Origin of the sequence: Ovoidimarina sediminis, assembly GCF_032586175.1 — a bacterium.
Classification (GTDB): Bacteria; Pseudomonadota; Alphaproteobacteria; order Rhodobacterales; family Rhodobacteraceae; genus Ovoidimarina; species Ovoidimarina sediminis.
Window position 1 is genome coordinate 35,090 of record NZ_JAWHTE010000031.1, and the last position, 15,463, is coordinate 50,552.

Here is a 15,463-nt window from a genome sequence, read left to right on the forward strand (position 1 = left end):
GCTCCTCAGGGCCTCAGGCGGCGATTTTCGGGGTGAAGGCGTGGTTGATGACGATGGCCGCCGCGCCGAGCGTCGCCGTCATCCGCCCCGACGCGCCGCGCAGAAGCCGGGCCGTTGTGCGGTCGTCGCGGCGGGCGACGGAGGTTTCGGCAAGGGTGACCGATCCGATCAAGTGATCGAGCAGGGTATCAGGCATGGCGCCGCCAAGGATCACCGTGCTTGGATCGAAGAGGTTTTCGACGATGGCGATGGCGGCGGACAGAGGCTCTGCCGCCGCGTCGAGCCAGGCCATGAGTTCCGGCGTACGGGCGGCATAGAGCCGGTCGAGATCGCTGACGCTGGCCGCTGTGATACCCGCGCCCGCCAGTGCGCGCTGGACGGAGAGGCGGCTGACCCGGCTTTCGAGCGGGACGCTTTCGCCGCCTGCCGGGACCGGGATATGCCCGATCTCGCCCGCATTGCCGTGGGCACCGGTGATCAGCCGCCCGTTCTGGACGACGCCAAGGCCGATGCCGCTTCCGAAATAGATGAAGGCGTAGGTTTCAAGCCCCTGCGCGACCCCGACGATGCGTTCGGCGATGGCCGCCGCGTTGGCATCGTTCTCGATGACCACGGGCAGTTCGAGCGCTTCGGAAAACCAGTGATCGGGCGCGCTTTCGGCCCAGCTTGGCAGTTCGGAGCCGCTGTCGCGGATGCCCGTCGCGCCGAACGGCCCCGGCATTACGACGCCTGCGCCCAAAAGCCGGTCGGGCGGGGTGCCCGACGCCTTGAGCAGGTGATCGCGGAGGCCGAGCATCGTCTCGGTCACGCTGTCGCGATCCGGCGAGGCAAGATCGCGGCGGTCGGCGGCCACCGTTTCCCCGCAGAGGTTGAGGACGGCGGCGAAGACGGCGTCGGGCCGGATCTCGACCCCGAGCGCATAGCCGCCGCTGGCGTTCAGCGCGTATTGCACCGCCGGAAGCCCGCGCCCGGCGGCATGGCGGCCCTGTTCGACGATCAGCCCGTCTTCCAGAAGATCGGCGATGATGTTCGACACCGCCTGCGTCGTCAGGCCCGAGGCGCGGGCGATTTCGGCGCGCCCGACCCGCCCCGCCGTCCGCACCCTGTCGAGCACGACCTGCCGGTTGTGGCTGCGGGCCCGGCCGGCATTGGCGCCGACGGTGATGTCGGAAGCGACGAACATGCCCCCAATTAACTCAACTAACTTGATAGCTCAATAGAGTTGAGTTAATCCTGTTTTCATGCGGGCCCACCCGCGCGATGCGCCGGCATCCGACCGGGCGACAATGACAGGGAGACCATCCATGACACTCGCAAGAGTAAAGGCACTGGCCGTCGCGACGGCCACCAGCGCCGCGGCGCTCTTCGGCACGGCGGCGCAGGCCGTTGAAATCGAATACTGGCAGTATTTCTTCGATGCCCGCGTGACGGCGATGGAGCAACTGATCGAGAATTTCCAGGCTGCGAATCCCGAAATCACCGTGACGATGACGCATTTTCCTTATGCAGATTACCGCACCAAGGTGGCCGCCGCGATTCCCGCGGGCGAAGGCCCCGATGTGGTGCAGCTGTTCTATGGCTGGCTGAACGATTACGTTGCCGCCGACCTTATTCAGCCGCTTCCGGCCGATGCCTTCCCCGCCGAAGAGATCGACGAGACCTTCTTTCCCATGGTGCAGGCGATGAAGGAGGGCGATCAGTACTGGGCGCTGCCCACCGCCGTGCGGTCGCTTGCGCTGTTCTACAACGAGCGCCTGCTGGAAGAGGCCGGGGTGGAGCCGCCCACCACGCTTGACGAGATGGTCGCGGCCGCGAAGGCGATGACCAAACGCGATGGCGCGGGCAACATTACCCAGGTCGGAATGACCATGGGCATGACTGCGCAGGACCACCACTGGTGGCGCGAGGTGCTGGTACGCCAGTTCGGGGGCGAGCCCTATCTCGATGACTACCGGACGGTGAATTACAATTCGGAGGCCGGGATCGCGGCACTCGAATTCTATGCCGGGATGCAGGAGGGCGACGACGCCTTCAGCCAGGTCGGCTTCATGGACGAGCCGCAGGCGGCCTTCAAGGCGGGGCGTGCGGGGCTTCACATCGACGGATCGTTCCGGATCGGATCGCTCAACAACACGCGTGGCCTGAAATGGGGCGTGACCGAGCTTCCGGCCACGGCGGACGGCACGCGCTCGAATTACTCCTCCTACTGGGTGAACGCGATCACGACGAAGGCGGAGGGCGAGAAATACGACGCCGCCGTCAAGTTCATGCAGTACATCACGTCGGACGAGGCGATGCAGGTCTGGCTTGACGTGGTGGGCGAATTGCCCGCGAAACCGTCGGTCGGGATGACAGAGGCGAATGCCAACAACCCGGTGTTCGGGCCGTTCATCCGTGGCCTCGCCTATGCGAACACGACGAAGTTCGCCGACGAAAGCGGCCAGCGGCAGCTGATGGTCGAGATGCTGGAGCGGATGACCCTGCAGGGGATGAGCGCGGCCGACAGCCTCGCCATCGCGGCGGAATCCGAGCAGAAGCTTCTGAACGACTACTACGCCTCGAACTGAGGCGGCGCGCGCATCCCGGGGGCCCTCCCTCCCCGGGGTGCGCATCTGTGCCGGGTGGCCCCATGAAGCTTTACCGCGATCTCACGATCCGACAGAAACAGATCGTCTGGGCCTGGTCCTTCCTGGCCCTGCCGGTGCTGTTCTATTCGGTGATCCGGTTCTATCCCACGGGGAATGCGATCCTCATCAGCTTCCAGGACTGGAACCTTCTGGGGGACCGGACCTGGGCGGGGCTTGAGAATTACCAGAAGCTCTTTGCCGATCCGGTGTTCTGGCAGGTGTTCCGCAACACGTTTGTCTACCTTCTGATCGGGACGCCGGTGAGCCTCGTCGTGTCCTTCGCGATCGCCTATCACCTCGACAAGACCCGGTTCATGCACGGCTTTCTCAGGATGCTGTATTTCCTGCCGTTCATGACTTCGGCGGTGGCGATGGCCTGGGTGTGGCGATGGTTCTATCAGCCGGTGCCCATTGGCCTTTTCAACAACTTCCTGGCCTCGCTCGGCATTCCGCAGGTGAACTTCCTGAATTCCACCACCAATGCGCTGCCCTCGATCCTGGCCCCGGCCGTCTGGGCCGGGCTTGGCTTTCAGATCATCATCTTCATGGCGGGCCTCAGGGCGATCCCGCGCAGCTATTACGAGGCGGCGAAGATCGACGGGGTGCCCTGGTACACGGTGCTGTTCGAGATCACGCTGCCGCTTCTGAAGCCGACGATCGTGTTCCTCGTCGTCTTCTCGTCGATCGGCTTCCTGCGGATCTTCGACCATGTGTTCAACATGACGACGAACAATCCCGGCGGGCCGCTCAATTCCACCAAGCCGCTTGTGCTGATGATCTACCAGACCGCGTTTTCGTCTTTCGACATGGGCTATGCCGCGGCGCAGACGGTGGTTCTGTTCCTCGTCCTGCTCGTCGTCAGCCTGATCCAGCTTCGCATATTGAGGGACAGCTGATGGCGGTGGCCGACGATATCCGCGCCTCGTCCGAGACGCTGCTGACCCGCGAGGCGCCGAAGCGGCCCGCGAACCCCGGCCAATATGCGCGCTGGCTGATCCTCTTCGCGGGCGGGATCCTGATGGTGATGCCGATCGCCTACATGATCTCGACCTCGCTGAAATGGCCTCACGAGGTCTACAACCTCAAGCTCATTCCCGAGGAACCCACCATCGAGAACTACACCTTCGTGCTGGAGGACGGACGGTTCTACTGGTGGTTCGTGAATTCGCTGATCATCGCGGTGATCACCACGGTATCGAACGTGCTGTTTGACAGCCTCGTCGGCTACACCCTGTGCAAGTTCCGCTTCCCGGGGCGGTACATCGTGTTCATCGCGATCCTGTCGACGCTCATGATCCCGACCGAGATGCTGGTGATCCCCTGGTACCTGATGAGCCAGCAGTTCGGGTGGCTCGACACCTATTGGGGGATCATGTTCCCCGGGCTTATGACCGCCTTCGGAACCTTCCTGATGAAGCAGTTTTTCGAAACCGTGCCCGACGATTTCATCGAGGCCGCGCGGATCGACGGGCTGAACGAGTTGCAGATCTGGTGGACTGTGGCGATGCCCTTGGTGAAACCCGCGCTCGCCGCGCTGGCGATCTTCGTCTTCCTGGGCAACTGGACGGCCTTCATCTGGCCGCTGATCGTGACGAATTCGGTCGATATGTACACCTTGCCCGTGGGCCTGTCGTCCTTCGGGGACGAGGCGGATGTGGCGTGGGAACTGATCATGACGGGGGCGGCGATTTCGACGATCCCGACGCTTGTCGTGTTCCTGATCTTCCAGCGCTACATCATCCGGGGCGTGGTTATGGCGGGGCTGAAGGGATGACGGACGACCACAGTACATTTCCCGACCCGACCTATCGCGACACGGTGCTTGCCCCCCTCTTCGAAGGGGTGAAGGCGCATTACGCGGCGCATATGGGGGCGATCAACCGGGCGCATCTGGTGATGCTGGCGGAAACCGGGATCGTGCCAGGGCCGGCGGCGGGGGATCTGGCGCGGGCCCTTGCGGCGATCGAGGCAGAGATTGACGTGGCGGCGCTTCGCTATACCGGGGAGCATGAGGATTACTTCTTCCTCGTCGAGGCCGAGCTTCGCGCGCGGCTGGGCGATGCGGGCGGCGCGCTTCACACCGCGCGGTCGCGCAACGACATGGATCACACCGTGTTCAAGATGGCGCTGCGCGGCCGCGCCGCCGCGCTTCAGACGCTCGTGCTGGGCCTGGCGGAGGCGCTGATCGCGAAGGCAGAGGCCGAGGCGGAAACGCTGATCGTCGCCTATACCCACGGCCAGCCCGCGCAGCCCACGACCTTCGGGCACTACCTGTGCGCGGCGATCGAAGTGCTTTTGCGGGATGCCGAACGGATCGACGCCGCGATGGGCGGGCTCGAACACTGCCCGATGGGCGCGGCGGCGATCACCACCTCGGGCTTTCCGATCGACAGGGGGCGGGTGGCGGAGCTTCTGGGCTTCGAGGGCCCGCTTCTGAATTCCTACGGCTGCATCGCGTCGGTCGATTACGTGACCGGGCTTTATTCGGCGATGAAGCTTCTGTTTCTCCATCTCGGCCGGGTGATTCAGGACCTGCAGTTCTGGTCCTCCTTCGAAGTGGGCCAGCTTTACGTGCCGAATGCCTTTGTCCAGATCTCGTCGATCATGCCGCAGAAGCGGAACCCGGTGCCAATCGAGCATCTGCGCCACCTTGCGAGCGCCACGGTCGGGCGCTGTGACATGGTGGTTAACGTGATGCACAACACGCCCTTCACCGACATGAACGACAGCGAAGGCGAGGTGCAGCAGGCGGGATACGCCGCCTTCGACAGTGGCGCGCGGGTGCTGGAGCTTTTGACCGCGCTGCTGCCCGCCTGCCGGATCGACGCGGCGAAGGTGCGGCGGAATGCCGATGCGGCCTGTGTGACAATCACCGAACTCGCCGACACGCTGGTGCGGCAGGAGGCGCTGAGCTTCCGCCGCGCGCACGAGATCGCGGCAAAGACGGCGCGGGCGGTCATCGCGGAGGGGCAACCGCTGGGCGACGGCTTCGCGGCCTTCGCGGCGGCCTTCGAGGCGGAGGTGGGGCGCGCACCGGCGCTAAGCGCCGAGGCCTATCGCGAGGTCACCTCGCCCGAGCATTTCGTCGCCGTGAGGCAGCGCTCCGGCGGCCCTGCGCCCGCGCCCCTGCGGGAGGCGCTGGAAGGCTATCGGGCCACGCAAGCGGGCCTCGGTGCCGCCCTTGCCGCGCGAACTGCGCGCCACCGCGATGCCGCCGCCGCGCTCGACGCGGCATTCACGACCCTGAGGGAGCGCTGAGACTTGGCCGACCTGACCCTTCGCGATCTCGTAAAGACCTATGACAGGACCGAGGTGCTGCACGGCATCAATCTTGCGGTGCAGGACGGGGAATTCGTCGTCTTCGTCGGCCCCTCGGGCTGCGGGAAATCCACGACGCTCAGGATGATTGCGGGCCTTGAGGATGTGACCTCGGGCACGATCGAGATTGGCAGGCGTGTGGTTAACAACCTTGAACCCAAGGACCGGGACATCGCGATGGTGTTCCAGAACTACGCGATCTACCCGCATATGAGTGTGCGGAAGAATATCGGTTTCGGGCTGCGCAGCTCAAAGGCCCCGAAGGCCGAGAAGGAAGCGCGGATCGAGGAGGTTGCCGGCATCCTCGGGATGACCGAGCTTCTGGAACGGAAGCCCGCACAGCTTTCCGGCGGCCAACGGCAGCGGGTGGCGATCGGGCGGGCGATGGTGCGCGACCCGGCGGTGTTCCTCTTCGACGAGCCCCTGTCGAACCTCGACGCGCAGCTTCGCACGCAGATGCGGCTCGAGATCAAGAAGCTGCACCAGCGCGTGGGCTCCACCATCGTCTTCGTGACCCATGACCAGGTCGAGGCGATGACCATGGCCGACCGGATCGTCATCATGAAGGATGGCCACATTCAGCAGGTGGGCACGCCGTCCGAAGTGTATCACCAGCCCGCGAACACCTTCGTGGCACAGTTCATCGGGGCGCCCGCGATGAACATGATCCCGGGCCGCGCGGCGGATGGCGGGATCGATCTGTCGACCGGCGGGCGGATCGCGATCGGAAGGGCGCTCAGCCCCGGGGCGGAGGTGACGCTGGGGATCCGGCCCGAGGATCTGACGCTCGACGCGCCGCAATCGGTGATCGAGGGCAAGGTGATCGTGCGCGAGCCTCTGGGGCACGAAACCCTGATCTACGTGGGCACGCCTGCCGGGGAGATCATCGCCAAGGCTGACGGGCGCACCCCGCCCGAGGTGGGATCGACCGTGCGGCTGGGTTCGGCCAGTGAGAACATCCACGTCTTCGATGCCGGGACCGGCGAGGCAATCCGATGAGCGCGCCGGGCATCCTTTGCGTCGGGCGGCTTTACGCCGATCTGATCTTCACCGAGGTGCCGCGCATGCCGACGCTGGGGACGGAGATCTATGCCGGGGGCTTCGGCATTCACGCTGGCGGCGGGGCCTATATCAGCGCGGCCTGGTTCGCCGCGCTAGGCCATGAGGCGGCGCTCGCGTCGATCCTGCCGGGGGAGCCGTTCCGCGCGGGGCTGGTGACCGAAATAGAGGCGGCGGGGGTAAGCCTTGCCGTGTCGCGCCCTGCCCCGCCCGGGCTTGACCCGCAGGTGACGGTGGCGATGGTGGCGGGTGGCGACCGGGCCTTCCTGACGCGGCGGAGCGGCGCGCCCTGCCCGGACCTTGCCGCCGCCGATATCCGCCGCAGCGGGGCCGCACATGTGCATATCGGCGAGCTTGCGACGCTCATGGAGCGGCCCGCGATCCTCACCGCCGCGCGGGAGGCGGGGGTGACGGTTTCCCTCGATTGCAGCTGGGACGAGACGCTGGATCTGGAACCTCTTGGCCGGCTTCTGCCGGGGATCGACGTCTTCCTGCCGAATGCCGGGGAGGCCGAGCATCTGGGCCGCGCCGGGATCGCACCCGGGCTGGCCGGGATAACCGTGATCAAGCGCGGGGCGGAGGGCGCGACGGCGCTGATCGGGGGCGTGGAAACCTCGGCCCCTGCCGATCCCGTCGAGGTGGTGGATGCGACTGGCGCGGGCGACGCGTTCAACGCGGGGTTTCTGAGCGCCTGGCTTGCCGACCGCCCGGTAGAGGCGTGCCTGGCCGCCGGAAACGCGCTTGGCGCGCGGGCGATATCGGGGCGTGGCGGCTTTCCCGAAGCCAGCGCCCCGCAACCGGCGGCCGAGGCGCTGGCCCGCTGAGGCGAGGCCGGAAGGAGCCGAAGGCCCGATGCATATGCACCGCGAAATCGAGGAAATCCCTGAGGCCGTGGCCCGGCTTGCCGGGCCGGGGGCCCAGGAAGAGATCGGCACGGTGGCGGCAGGGCTGCGCGCGCTGGATCCGCCCGCGCTTCTGACCGTCGCGCGGGGCAGTTCGGACCATGCGGCGAGTTACCTGAAATACGCGGTCGAGCGATGCCTTGGCTTACCCGTCGCGTCTCTCGGGCCGTCGACCGTCACCGTGCACGGCGCGCGTTTCCGCGCCCGCGGCCTTGCCGCGCTGGCGATCAGCCAGTCGGGGGCGAGCCGCGATCTGGCCGCGCTGTGCCAGGCCTTGGGGGCGGCGGGCGCGGAGGTGACCTTGCTGACGAACAGCATGGGAAGCCCGCTGGCGGAAACCGCCCATCACGTGATCGACATTCGTGCGGGGAAGGAGCAGGCGGTCGCGGCGACGAAGAGTTTCGTCAATTCGGTGGTGGCCGGTCTGTGGCTTCTGGCGCATTGGGCGAAGGACCAAGCACTTGCGGACGCGCTTCACGCGCTGCCCGGGGTGCTGCGTGACCGGATGAGTGCGCCGGTGCCCGAGGCGTTCCTAGACGGGCTCGACCGGCGCGGGCAAGCCGTCGTGATCGGGCGCGGCACCGGGCTTGGCGTGGCGCAGGAACTGGCGCTGAAGCTGATCGAGACCTGCGGCATCCACGCGACCGCCTTCAGCGGGGCCGAAGTTCTGCACGGCCCCCGCGCGATCCTGACCGAGGGGTTTCCGGTGCTTGCGCTGGCGACCGGGGCACAAGACGGCTTGACCCAGGCAACCGACAGCCTGCGTGCCCAGGGCGCGGATCTGCGCGTCCTGCCGCCCGGGGCGGGCACGGGGCACCCGTTGGTCGACCCGCTGACCGATGTTCCGGTACTCTATGCCGCGCTTGAAGCCATGGCGCGGCGGCTTGGCCGCTCCACCGATCGCCCGCCGCACCTGTCGAAGGAGACCCGGACGCTCTGACCCCCAAGCATCAGGCCGGGGCGAGCAGCGACACCGATTGGCGGACCTTCAGGAAGGACCAAATCGACCGTGTCACCCGGTTCGAATGCTGGCGGTTCCGGAACAGGCGGATCGAGAGATCGACCACCCATTCGGGCCGCCCGGTCTGCACCAGGATGCGGCTTTCGAGATCGGGCAGGACAAGGCTTTTCGGAAGCCATGCCACGCCTTCTCCCGCCCGCGCCCTGATCCGGAGCGCGCCCGCCATGGTGTTTTCATAGACCGTCTGCAGGCGGTCGGGGATGCCGTGGGCGAAAAACAGCGGAGCCAGGTGATCGCCGATCGGCGCGGCATCGCCGAAGCGCAGGTAGGGCAGTTTCACGCCTTCATCGTCGAAGGTGAAGAGCGGCGTGCCGTCGGCGTTCGGCTTGCAGACGGGAATAAGCTGATCCTCGCCGATCCCGATCGCCTCGAACTGGCCGTCACCGCCCTCGCCCGTGCTGGCATAGGCGATCACGAAATCGACGTCGCCGCCCCTCAGATCGCGGATGCAGTTCGGCAGGTCATCGGCCCGGAGCCGGGACATGATCGGCCCGTATGCCTCTTCAAGCGCCTGAAGCCAGGCCGGGTAGAACCGCCAGCCAATCGAATGCTGCGCCCCGAAGGAGACCACGTATTTGTCGGGCAGCGCCTGAAGTTCGAGGATCTGGCTGCGTTCCTGTTCGATCCGGGTGAGCGCCTGAAGCCCCGCTTCAAGCATCTGTTCGCCCGCAGGCGTCAGTTTCACGGGCTGACGCGCGCGATCGACCAGCGTGGCGCCCACCCAGGCCTCGAGCGATTTGATCCGTCGGCTGAAGGCCGGCTGGCTGAGATTGCCGAGCGCGGCGGCCTGCGAAAAGTTCCCGGTCTGCCGGAGAAGTTTCAGATCGCGGAAGAGATAGATGTCCATGACCGCCAGCATAATGCAGATTTTGCATAATGCCATTCGAACATAACATTGGATTGCACGCCGCGCCTGCCGCAAGGTGACGGCATCACACCTCCCATCAGGATGAGTCATGGCCGATACCGACACCCTGCTGCGCGACACCGTCAGACTGGATCTCGACCGGTTTCCGCGCACGGCACTCTGCCACCAGCCGACCCCGATCGAACCCCTGCCGAGGCTGAGCGAGCTTCTGGGCGGGCCATCGATCTTCATCAAGCGCGACGACTGCACCGGGCTCGCCATGGGCGGCAACAAGACCCGGAAGCTCGAATTCCTCGTTGGCGAGGCGATGCAGCAGAACGCCGACATGCTTGTCACGCAAGGCGCGGTGCAATCGAACCACGTGCGCCAGACGGCGGCGGCGGCCTGCAAGGTGGGGATGAAGTGCCACGTGCTTCTGGAACGGCGGGTGCCGGATGTGGCGGCAAGCTACGAAGCGACGGGCAACGTCCTGCTCGACGATCTGTTCGGGGCGACGCACGAGTTTCGCCCCGGCGGGCTGGATATGAACGCCGAGGCGCAGGCGGTGGCGGACGGGTTGCGGAACGAGGGACACCGCCCCTATTTCATCCCCGGCGGGGGATCGAACCCCACGGGCGCGCTGGGCTATGCCGCCTGCGCGCAGGAAATCGCCGATCATGCCCGCGCGACCGGCGAAACCTTCGACTGGCTGGTCATGGCGACCGGAAGCACCGGGACGCAGGCGGGGCTCGTCGCCGGGCTGCACGCGATCGGCCACAGCCTGCCGGTGATGGGCGTCAGCGTGCGCCAGCCGCGGGAGCGGCAGATGAACGCCGTCCATGCACTGACCCAGGCGACGCTGGAAAAGCTCGGGGCCGAGGGCGTGCCCCTGTCGAAGATTCTCGTCGACGACGGCTATGTCGGAGAAGGCTACGGCATTCCCGCAGAGAGTACTCTTGAGGCGATCCGCCTGCTTGCGCGGCAGGAAGGCATCCTGCTCGACCCGGTCTACTCCGCGAAAGGCATGGCGGGATTGATCGGGATGATCCGGCAGGGATTCTTCAAGCCGACCGACAGCGTGCTTTTCCTTCACACCGGCGGCGCCTCGGCGCTGTTCGCCTATGAGGACCAGCTGCGCGGAGCATTGATCTGAAAAAACGCCGGAAAACCGGCGCAAACCAACAGAGGAGACTACAATGAAGACAACATTCAAGGCGCTCGTGCTTTCAGCCGCGATCAGCCCGTTTGCGCTTGCCGCGCAGGCCGCGGAAGAAGTGAAGATCGGCGTGCCGTCCTGGACCGGGGCGCAGGCCATCGCGCATGTGCTGGGCGAGGTCGTCACAAGCCGGATCGGCGGCACCGTGGAATACGTGCCGGGCAACAACGCCACGATTTTCCAGGCGATGGACCAGGGCAAGGGCGACATCGACGTGCATCCCGACGTCTGGCTGCCGAACCAGGAGAGCTTCACCAAGAAATACGTCGACGAGGCGGGCACGGTGACGCTGAGTTCGAACCCCTATGAGGGCAACTAGGGCTTCTGCGTGTCGAAGGACTTCGGCCAGGCCAACAACATCACCGACATCGCCGATCTGGGCCGCCCGGACGTGGCCGCGCTGATGGACAGCGACGGCAATGGCCGGGGCGAAATGTGGATCGGGGCGCCGGGCTGGGCCTCGGCCAACGTGAACGAGGTGAAGGTGCGGGATTACGGCCTGCTCGATTTCATCGAGCCGATCCGCGCGGAAGAAGCGGTGAAGACCGCACGCATCAAGGATTCGATCGCGAAGGGCGAAGGGTATGCCTTCTACTGCTACACGCCCCATGCCGTGTGGTACATGTTCGACGTCATAATGCTGACCGAGCCGACCTATGACCCCGAGAAATACGTGATGGTGCAGCCCTCGGACGATGCCGACTGGTACGAGAAGTCGATGGTCGCCTCGAAGGACGCGCTGAAGGAAGTGCAGATCGCTTGGTCGAACTCGCTGGCAGACCGATCGCCCGCGATCGTGGAATTCTTCCAGAACTTCGCCCTGACGGCGGATGACGTCAGCCGGCTGGCTTTCGAGATCAGCGCAAACGGCCGCGATCCGGCGGACGTGGCGAAAGACTGGGTCGAGGCCAACTCCGATCGCGTCGACGCGATGCTCGGCCTCTGAGGCCAGACGAAACGGAAGCGGCGCGGGGCCAGTTGCGCGAGCCCCGCGCCCCTTTGGCGTGTCGCGAGCGGGACAGGACAGAATGACCCAGGACACCGTTATCGAGATCTCGAATGTCTGGAAGATCTTCGGAGAGCGCGCCGCGAACGCGCTTGAAGCGATCCGGGACAGGAAACTGACGAAGGCCGAGGTTCTGGCGGAATACAACGCCGTCGTGGGCGTCGCCGATGTCAGCCTGTCGGTCAACCGGGGCGAGATCTTCTGTATTATGGGGCTGTCGGGCAGCGGGAAATCGACGCTCGTTCGGCATTTCAACCGGCTTCTCGAACCCACCGCCGGAAAGATCGAGATCGAAGGCACCGACGTTATGGCGCTGGGGCCGAGGGAGCTTCAGCTCTTCCGCAACCAGAAAATCGGCATGGTGTTCCAGAACTTCGCGCTGATGCCGCATCGGTCTGTGCTGGACAACGTGGCGATGCCGCTCGAGATCCGGAAGACGGCGAAGAACGAGCGCATGCGCCAGGCGGCGGCGATCCTCGACATCGTGGAGCTTGGTGCCTGGGGATCGAAATTCGCCCATGAGCTTTCGGGCGGGATGCAGCAGCGGGTGGGCCTGGCCCGCGCGCTGGCCGCGAACCCTGACGTGCTTTTGATGGACGAGCCCTTTTCGGCGCTCGACCCGCTTATCCGCCGCCAGTTGCAGGACGAGTTCATCCGGCTGTCGAAGATCCTGAAGAAGACGACGGTGTTCATCACCCACGACCTCGACGAGGCGGTGCGGATCGGCGATCGGATCGCGATCATGCGGGACGGCAAGATGGTGCAGATCGGCACGGCGGAAGACATCGTGATGCACCCTGCCGACGATTACGTGGCCGATTTCGTTGCCGGAATCTCGCGCCTGAAGGTGGTGCATGCCCATGCGGTGATGCAGCCGATCGAGGCCCATGTGGCCACCCACGGCCCGCTTCACGCCGATGCGCCACGCGTGAACGAGGCCGAGACGCTGAGCAACCTGATCAACCTCGCCATAGAGGACGACAGCGCGATCATCGTCGAGGATGGCGGAACCGATGTCGGCGTGATCACCCGCGCCGACCTTCTGCGCACGGTCATCGAAGGAACCGAGGTGTCATGAGGGACGACAGCGTAAACCCGCTAGAGGATACCGAAAGCGAGGCCGCGCAGGCCTATGCCGAGGAGCTTCGCGAGAACATCCGCACCTTCGTGCGGACAAGCCCCGACTATTACATCCGGAACTTCGACAAGATCGGCGCCTCCGCCAAGTTCACGCCCACCTTCAACCTCTTCGCGGGGCTGTTCGGACCGGTGTGGTTCGGGGCACGCGGCCTCTGGTCCTGGGCGCTATCCTTCCTGATCCTCGAAGCGCTTGCCTTCGTGCAGATCGCGCGCGGCCTCTTCGGCGATCTCGCGGCGGATGCGATGGAGCGGATCGCCTCGATCGAGGGCACGCTGGAATTGCGCCGCCAGCAGCTTGCCGCCGCCATCGAAAGCGGATCGGACAGGGTGGAGGCGTTCCAGCGCACCGTCGAGGCGCTGGAGGCCAATATCGGCGGCATCCGGGCCGAGGCAGAGGCGCTGGCCGCAGAAGGCCCGACCATCGCGTTGACGGGCCTCGTGATCCTGATCCTCGCGAAGCTCGCGCAGGCCGTCGTGGCGAACACCGCGCTCGAGGCGCGGTTCTCCGACTGGCTGAGCGACAGGAGCGTGCGCTCCGGCATGCCGGTGTCGCAGATCGCGTTCAGCGCCATCTTCATGGGGCTCGTCGTGGCCGCCGCGATGATCCACTACAGCTTCCCGGGGCGCTTCCCGCTTCTGACCGATTTCCCGACCGTGCCCGAAATCCGCCTGACCGCGATCGACTGGGTCGAGGCATTCTTCAATTGGGCGGTCCTGTCGGGAGAGGCGCTGTTCGACGCGATCACCTATTGCATCCGGCTGGTGCTCGACGCGCTGGAAATCGCCTTCGTCAGTACGCCCTGGATCGTGATCGCGAGCCTGATTATCCTTCTGACCTGGCTGACGGCGGGCGTGCGGATGGCAATCTATTCGGGCGCGTTCCTCGCCTATATGGGCCTTCTGGGGTTCTGGGAAAAGGCGATGACGACGCTCGCGCTACTGGGGACGGCGGCGTGCCTGTCGATCCTGATCGGCATCCCCTTGGGCATGTTCGCCGCCCGGCGCCCGCGCTTCTATTCCTTCATCCAGCCGATCATGGATTTCATGCAGACCATGCCGGCCTTCGTCTTCATGATCCCGGTCATCGCCTTCTTCGGCACCGGCAAGCCCGCCGCCGTCGTCACCACGATGATCTTCGGCGGCACGCCAGTGGTGCGGCTGACGGTTCTGGGCCTGCGGGGCGTGCCCGAAAGCGTGCGGGAGGCTGCGATCAGCTTCGGCGCGAACAAGTGGTACCTGCTGACCAAGGTGGATCTGCCGCTGGCCGCGCCCTCGATCCGGGCCGGGATCAACCAGACGATCATGCTGTCGCTCGCGATGGTCGTCGTAGCCTCGCTGATCGGGGCGAAGGGGCTGGGCGAAGACGTACTTGAAGCGCTGCAATACGCCAATGTGGGCCAGGGGATTCTGGCCGGCTTCTCGATCCTGTTCTGCGCGATGATCCTGGATCGCATCGTGCAGGGCGGGCGCAGGTGACGCCGCTCGTCCTCGTGCACGGGTTCATGGGGGGCAGCGCGCAATGGGCGCTGCAGGCCCCGCTGGGGAAAGAGCGCGATCTGATCGCGGTGGATCTGCCGGGGTTCGGGGCAAACGCGGATCTCGCGCCGCTTCCCGGCATTGCGGGCAATGCGGCCTGGGTTCTGGAGGAGGTGGCGCACCGGGGCATCGGGCAATTCGATCTTCTGGGCCATTCGATGGGCGGGATGATCGTGCAGGAGATGGCGCGGCAGGCGCCCGAGCGGATCAAGCGCCTGATCCTATACGGCACCGGGGCGGTGGGCGTTCTGCCGGGGCGGTTCGAGACCATCGAAACCTCGATGGAACGCGCGCGCGCCGACGGCCCTTCCGCGACAGCCCGGCGGATCGCCGCAACGTGGTTTCTGAAGCGCGAGGCGGCGGCGGAATACCCCGCCTGCGCGGCAATCGCGGAGAAAAGCGGCCTGCCCGCGATCCTCGCCGGGCTTGGCGCGATGCAGGGCTGGTCGGGCGAGGATCACCTGCCCTCGATCGGGGCCAAAACGCTGATCGTCTGGGGGGACCGTGACCGGACCTACCCGTGGTCACAGACGGAACGGCTTTGGCGGACGATCCCGGATGCCTCCCTTGCCGTCGTGCCCGGATGCGCCCACGCGGTGCACATGGAATGGCCCGAATTGTTCAACATGGCCGTGGGCGGGTTTCTGGCGGAGATGTGAGTGGCTTGGGGGTAGGCTGGCGATCCCACGAGGACTCGAACCCCGAACCTGCTGATTAAAGCATCCGACTGAAAACCTGAATCGCGGGGATTCCTGTTGGAGCTGATTTGTGATTCATCCTGTCTGGGAGGA

The 15,463-nt window shown here is 65.7% G+C and carries 13 protein-coding genes and 1 pseudogene; 12 read left to right on the plus strand and 2 right to left on the minus strand.

Annotated elements, in window-relative coordinates; genetic code table 11:
- Positions 1–13: 13 nt before the first annotated feature.
- Entirely contained in the window at positions 14–1,183 is a 1,170-nt protein-coding gene (locus tag RXV90_RS22855) for an ROK family transcriptional regulator (protein ID WP_316652202.1), read from the minus strand.
- Between the two features lie 121 nt (positions 1,184–1,304).
- On the opposite strand from RXV90_RS22855, the gene RXV90_RS22860 reads away from it, so the two are divergent.
- The 7 genes from RXV90_RS22860 (at position 1,305) to RXV90_RS22890 (ending at position 8,846) form a co-directional block, all read left to right on the plus strand.
- Positions 1,305–2,567, plus strand: a complete 1,263-nt coding sequence (locus RXV90_RS22860; RefSeq protein ID WP_316652203.1) for an extracellular solute-binding protein — start codon at positions 1,305–1,307, stop codon at positions 2,565–2,567.
- Between the two features lie 62 nt (positions 2,568–2,629).
- Positions 2,630–3,523: a carbohydrate ABC transporter permease gene (locus tag RXV90_RS22865; protein WP_316652206.1), complete on the plus strand. Its 894-nt coding sequence runs from the start codon at positions 2,630–2,632 to the stop codon at positions 3,521–3,523.
- Positions 3,523–4,401 (plus strand): carbohydrate ABC transporter permease, encoded by an 879-nt coding sequence (locus RXV90_RS22870; protein ID WP_316652207.1) that lies wholly within the window; start codon positions 3,523–3,525, stop codon positions 4,399–4,401. Before RXV90_RS22865 ends, RXV90_RS22870 begins: the two co-directional genes overlap by 1 nt.
- Complete coding sequence (gene argH, locus RXV90_RS22875; protein WP_316652209.1) at positions 4,398–5,885, plus strand: argininosuccinate lyase; 1,488 nt, start codon at positions 4,398–4,400, stop codon at positions 5,883–5,885. The genes RXV90_RS22870 and argH overlap by 4 nt, the downstream gene beginning before the upstream one ends.
- 3 nt (positions 5,886–5,888) lie before the next feature.
- Positions 5,889–6,944, plus strand: a complete 1,056-nt coding sequence (locus tag RXV90_RS22880; RefSeq protein WP_316652210.1) for an ABC transporter ATP-binding protein — start codon at positions 5,889–5,891, stop codon at positions 6,942–6,944.
- Positions 6,941–7,828, plus strand: coding sequence for a carbohydrate kinase family protein (locus RXV90_RS22885; protein WP_316652212.1), 888 nt, complete (start codon positions 6,941–6,943; stop codon positions 7,826–7,828). The genes RXV90_RS22880 and RXV90_RS22885 overlap by 4 nt, the downstream gene beginning before the upstream one ends.
- Positions 7,829–7,856: 28 nt before the next feature.
- On the plus strand, positions 7,857–8,846 hold the full coding sequence (locus RXV90_RS22890; RefSeq protein WP_316652216.1) for an SIS domain-containing protein: 990 nt from the start codon (positions 7,857–7,859) through the stop codon (positions 8,844–8,846).
- 10 nt (positions 8,847–8,856) lie between these two features.
- Here RXV90_RS22890 and RXV90_RS22895 read toward each other — a convergent pair whose 3' ends face one another.
- Entirely contained in the window at positions 8,857–9,774 is a 918-nt protein-coding gene (locus tag RXV90_RS22895; protein ID WP_316652221.1) for a LysR family transcriptional regulator, read from the minus strand.
- Between the two features lie 148 nt (positions 9,775–9,922).
- On the opposite strand from RXV90_RS22895, the gene cuyA reads away from it, so the two are divergent.
- The 5 genes and pseudogenes from cuyA to RXV90_RS22920 all read left to right on the plus strand — a co-directional run bounded on the left by cuyA (position 9,923) and on the right by RXV90_RS22920 (position 15,331).
- Positions 9,923–10,927 (plus strand): D-cysteate sulfo-lyase, encoded by a 1,005-nt coding sequence (gene cuyA / locus RXV90_RS22900; RefSeq protein WP_458646495.1) that lies wholly within the window; start codon positions 9,923–9,925, stop codon positions 10,925–10,927.
- 43 nt (positions 10,928–10,970) lie between these two features.
- Positions 10,971–11,936 (plus strand): annotated as a pseudogene (locus RXV90_RS22905) (ABC transporter substrate-binding protein).
- 82 nt (positions 11,937–12,018) lie between these two features.
- Positions 12,019–13,074, plus strand: a complete 1,056-nt coding sequence (locus RXV90_RS22910; protein WP_316652226.1) for a quaternary amine ABC transporter ATP-binding protein — start codon at positions 12,019–12,021, stop codon at positions 13,072–13,074.
- The gene (locus tag RXV90_RS22915) at positions 13,071–14,612 is read left to right on the plus strand and encodes an ABC transporter permease (RefSeq protein ID WP_316652229.1); all 1,542 of its coding nucleotides are present in this window, start codon (positions 13,071–13,073) and stop codon (positions 14,610–14,612) included. The genes RXV90_RS22910 and RXV90_RS22915 overlap by 4 nt, the downstream gene beginning before the upstream one ends.
- Positions 14,609–15,331 (plus strand): alpha/beta fold hydrolase, encoded by a 723-nt coding sequence (locus RXV90_RS22920; protein ID WP_316652232.1) that lies wholly within the window; start codon positions 14,609–14,611, stop codon positions 15,329–15,331. The genes RXV90_RS22915 and RXV90_RS22920 overlap by 4 nt, the downstream gene beginning before the upstream one ends.
- Positions 15,332–15,463 lie beyond the last annotated feature (132 nt).

Coding starts and splice junctions, on each gene's coding strand:
- RXV90_RS22865 (WP_316652206.1), top strand. CDS start 2,630: ATGAAGCTTTACCGCGATCTCACGATCCGACAGAAACAGATCGTCTGG.
- RXV90_RS22855 (WP_316652202.1), bottom strand. CDS start 1,183: ATGTTCGTCGCTTCCGACATCACCGTCGGCGCCAATGCCGGCCGGGCC.
- RXV90_RS22895 (WP_316652221.1), bottom strand. CDS start 9,774: ATGGACATCTATCTCTTCCGCGATCTGAAACTTCTCCGGCAGACCGGG.
- RXV90_RS22870 (WP_316652207.1), top strand. CDS start 3,523: ATGGCGGTGGCCGACGATATCCGCGCCTCGTCCGAGACGCTGCTGACC.
- RXV90_RS22890 (WP_316652216.1), top strand. CDS start 7,857: ATGCATATGCACCGCGAAATCGAGGAAATCCCTGAGGCCGTGGCCCGG.
- RXV90_RS22910 (WP_316652226.1), top strand. CDS start 12,019: ATGACCCAGGACACCGTTATCGAGATCTCGAATGTCTGGAAGATCTTC.
- RXV90_RS22885 (WP_316652212.1), top strand. CDS start 6,941: ATGAGCGCGCCGGGCATCCTTTGCGTCGGGCGGCTTTACGCCGATCTG.
- RXV90_RS22915 (WP_316652229.1), top strand. CDS start 13,071: ATGAGGGACGACAGCGTAAACCCGCTAGAGGATACCGAAAGCGAGGCC.
- argH (WP_316652209.1), top strand. CDS start 4,398: ATGACGGACGACCACAGTACATTTCCCGACCCGACCTATCGCGACACG.
- RXV90_RS22860 (WP_316652203.1), top strand. CDS start 1,305: ATGACACTCGCAAGAGTAAAGGCACTGGCCGTCGCGACGGCCACCAGC.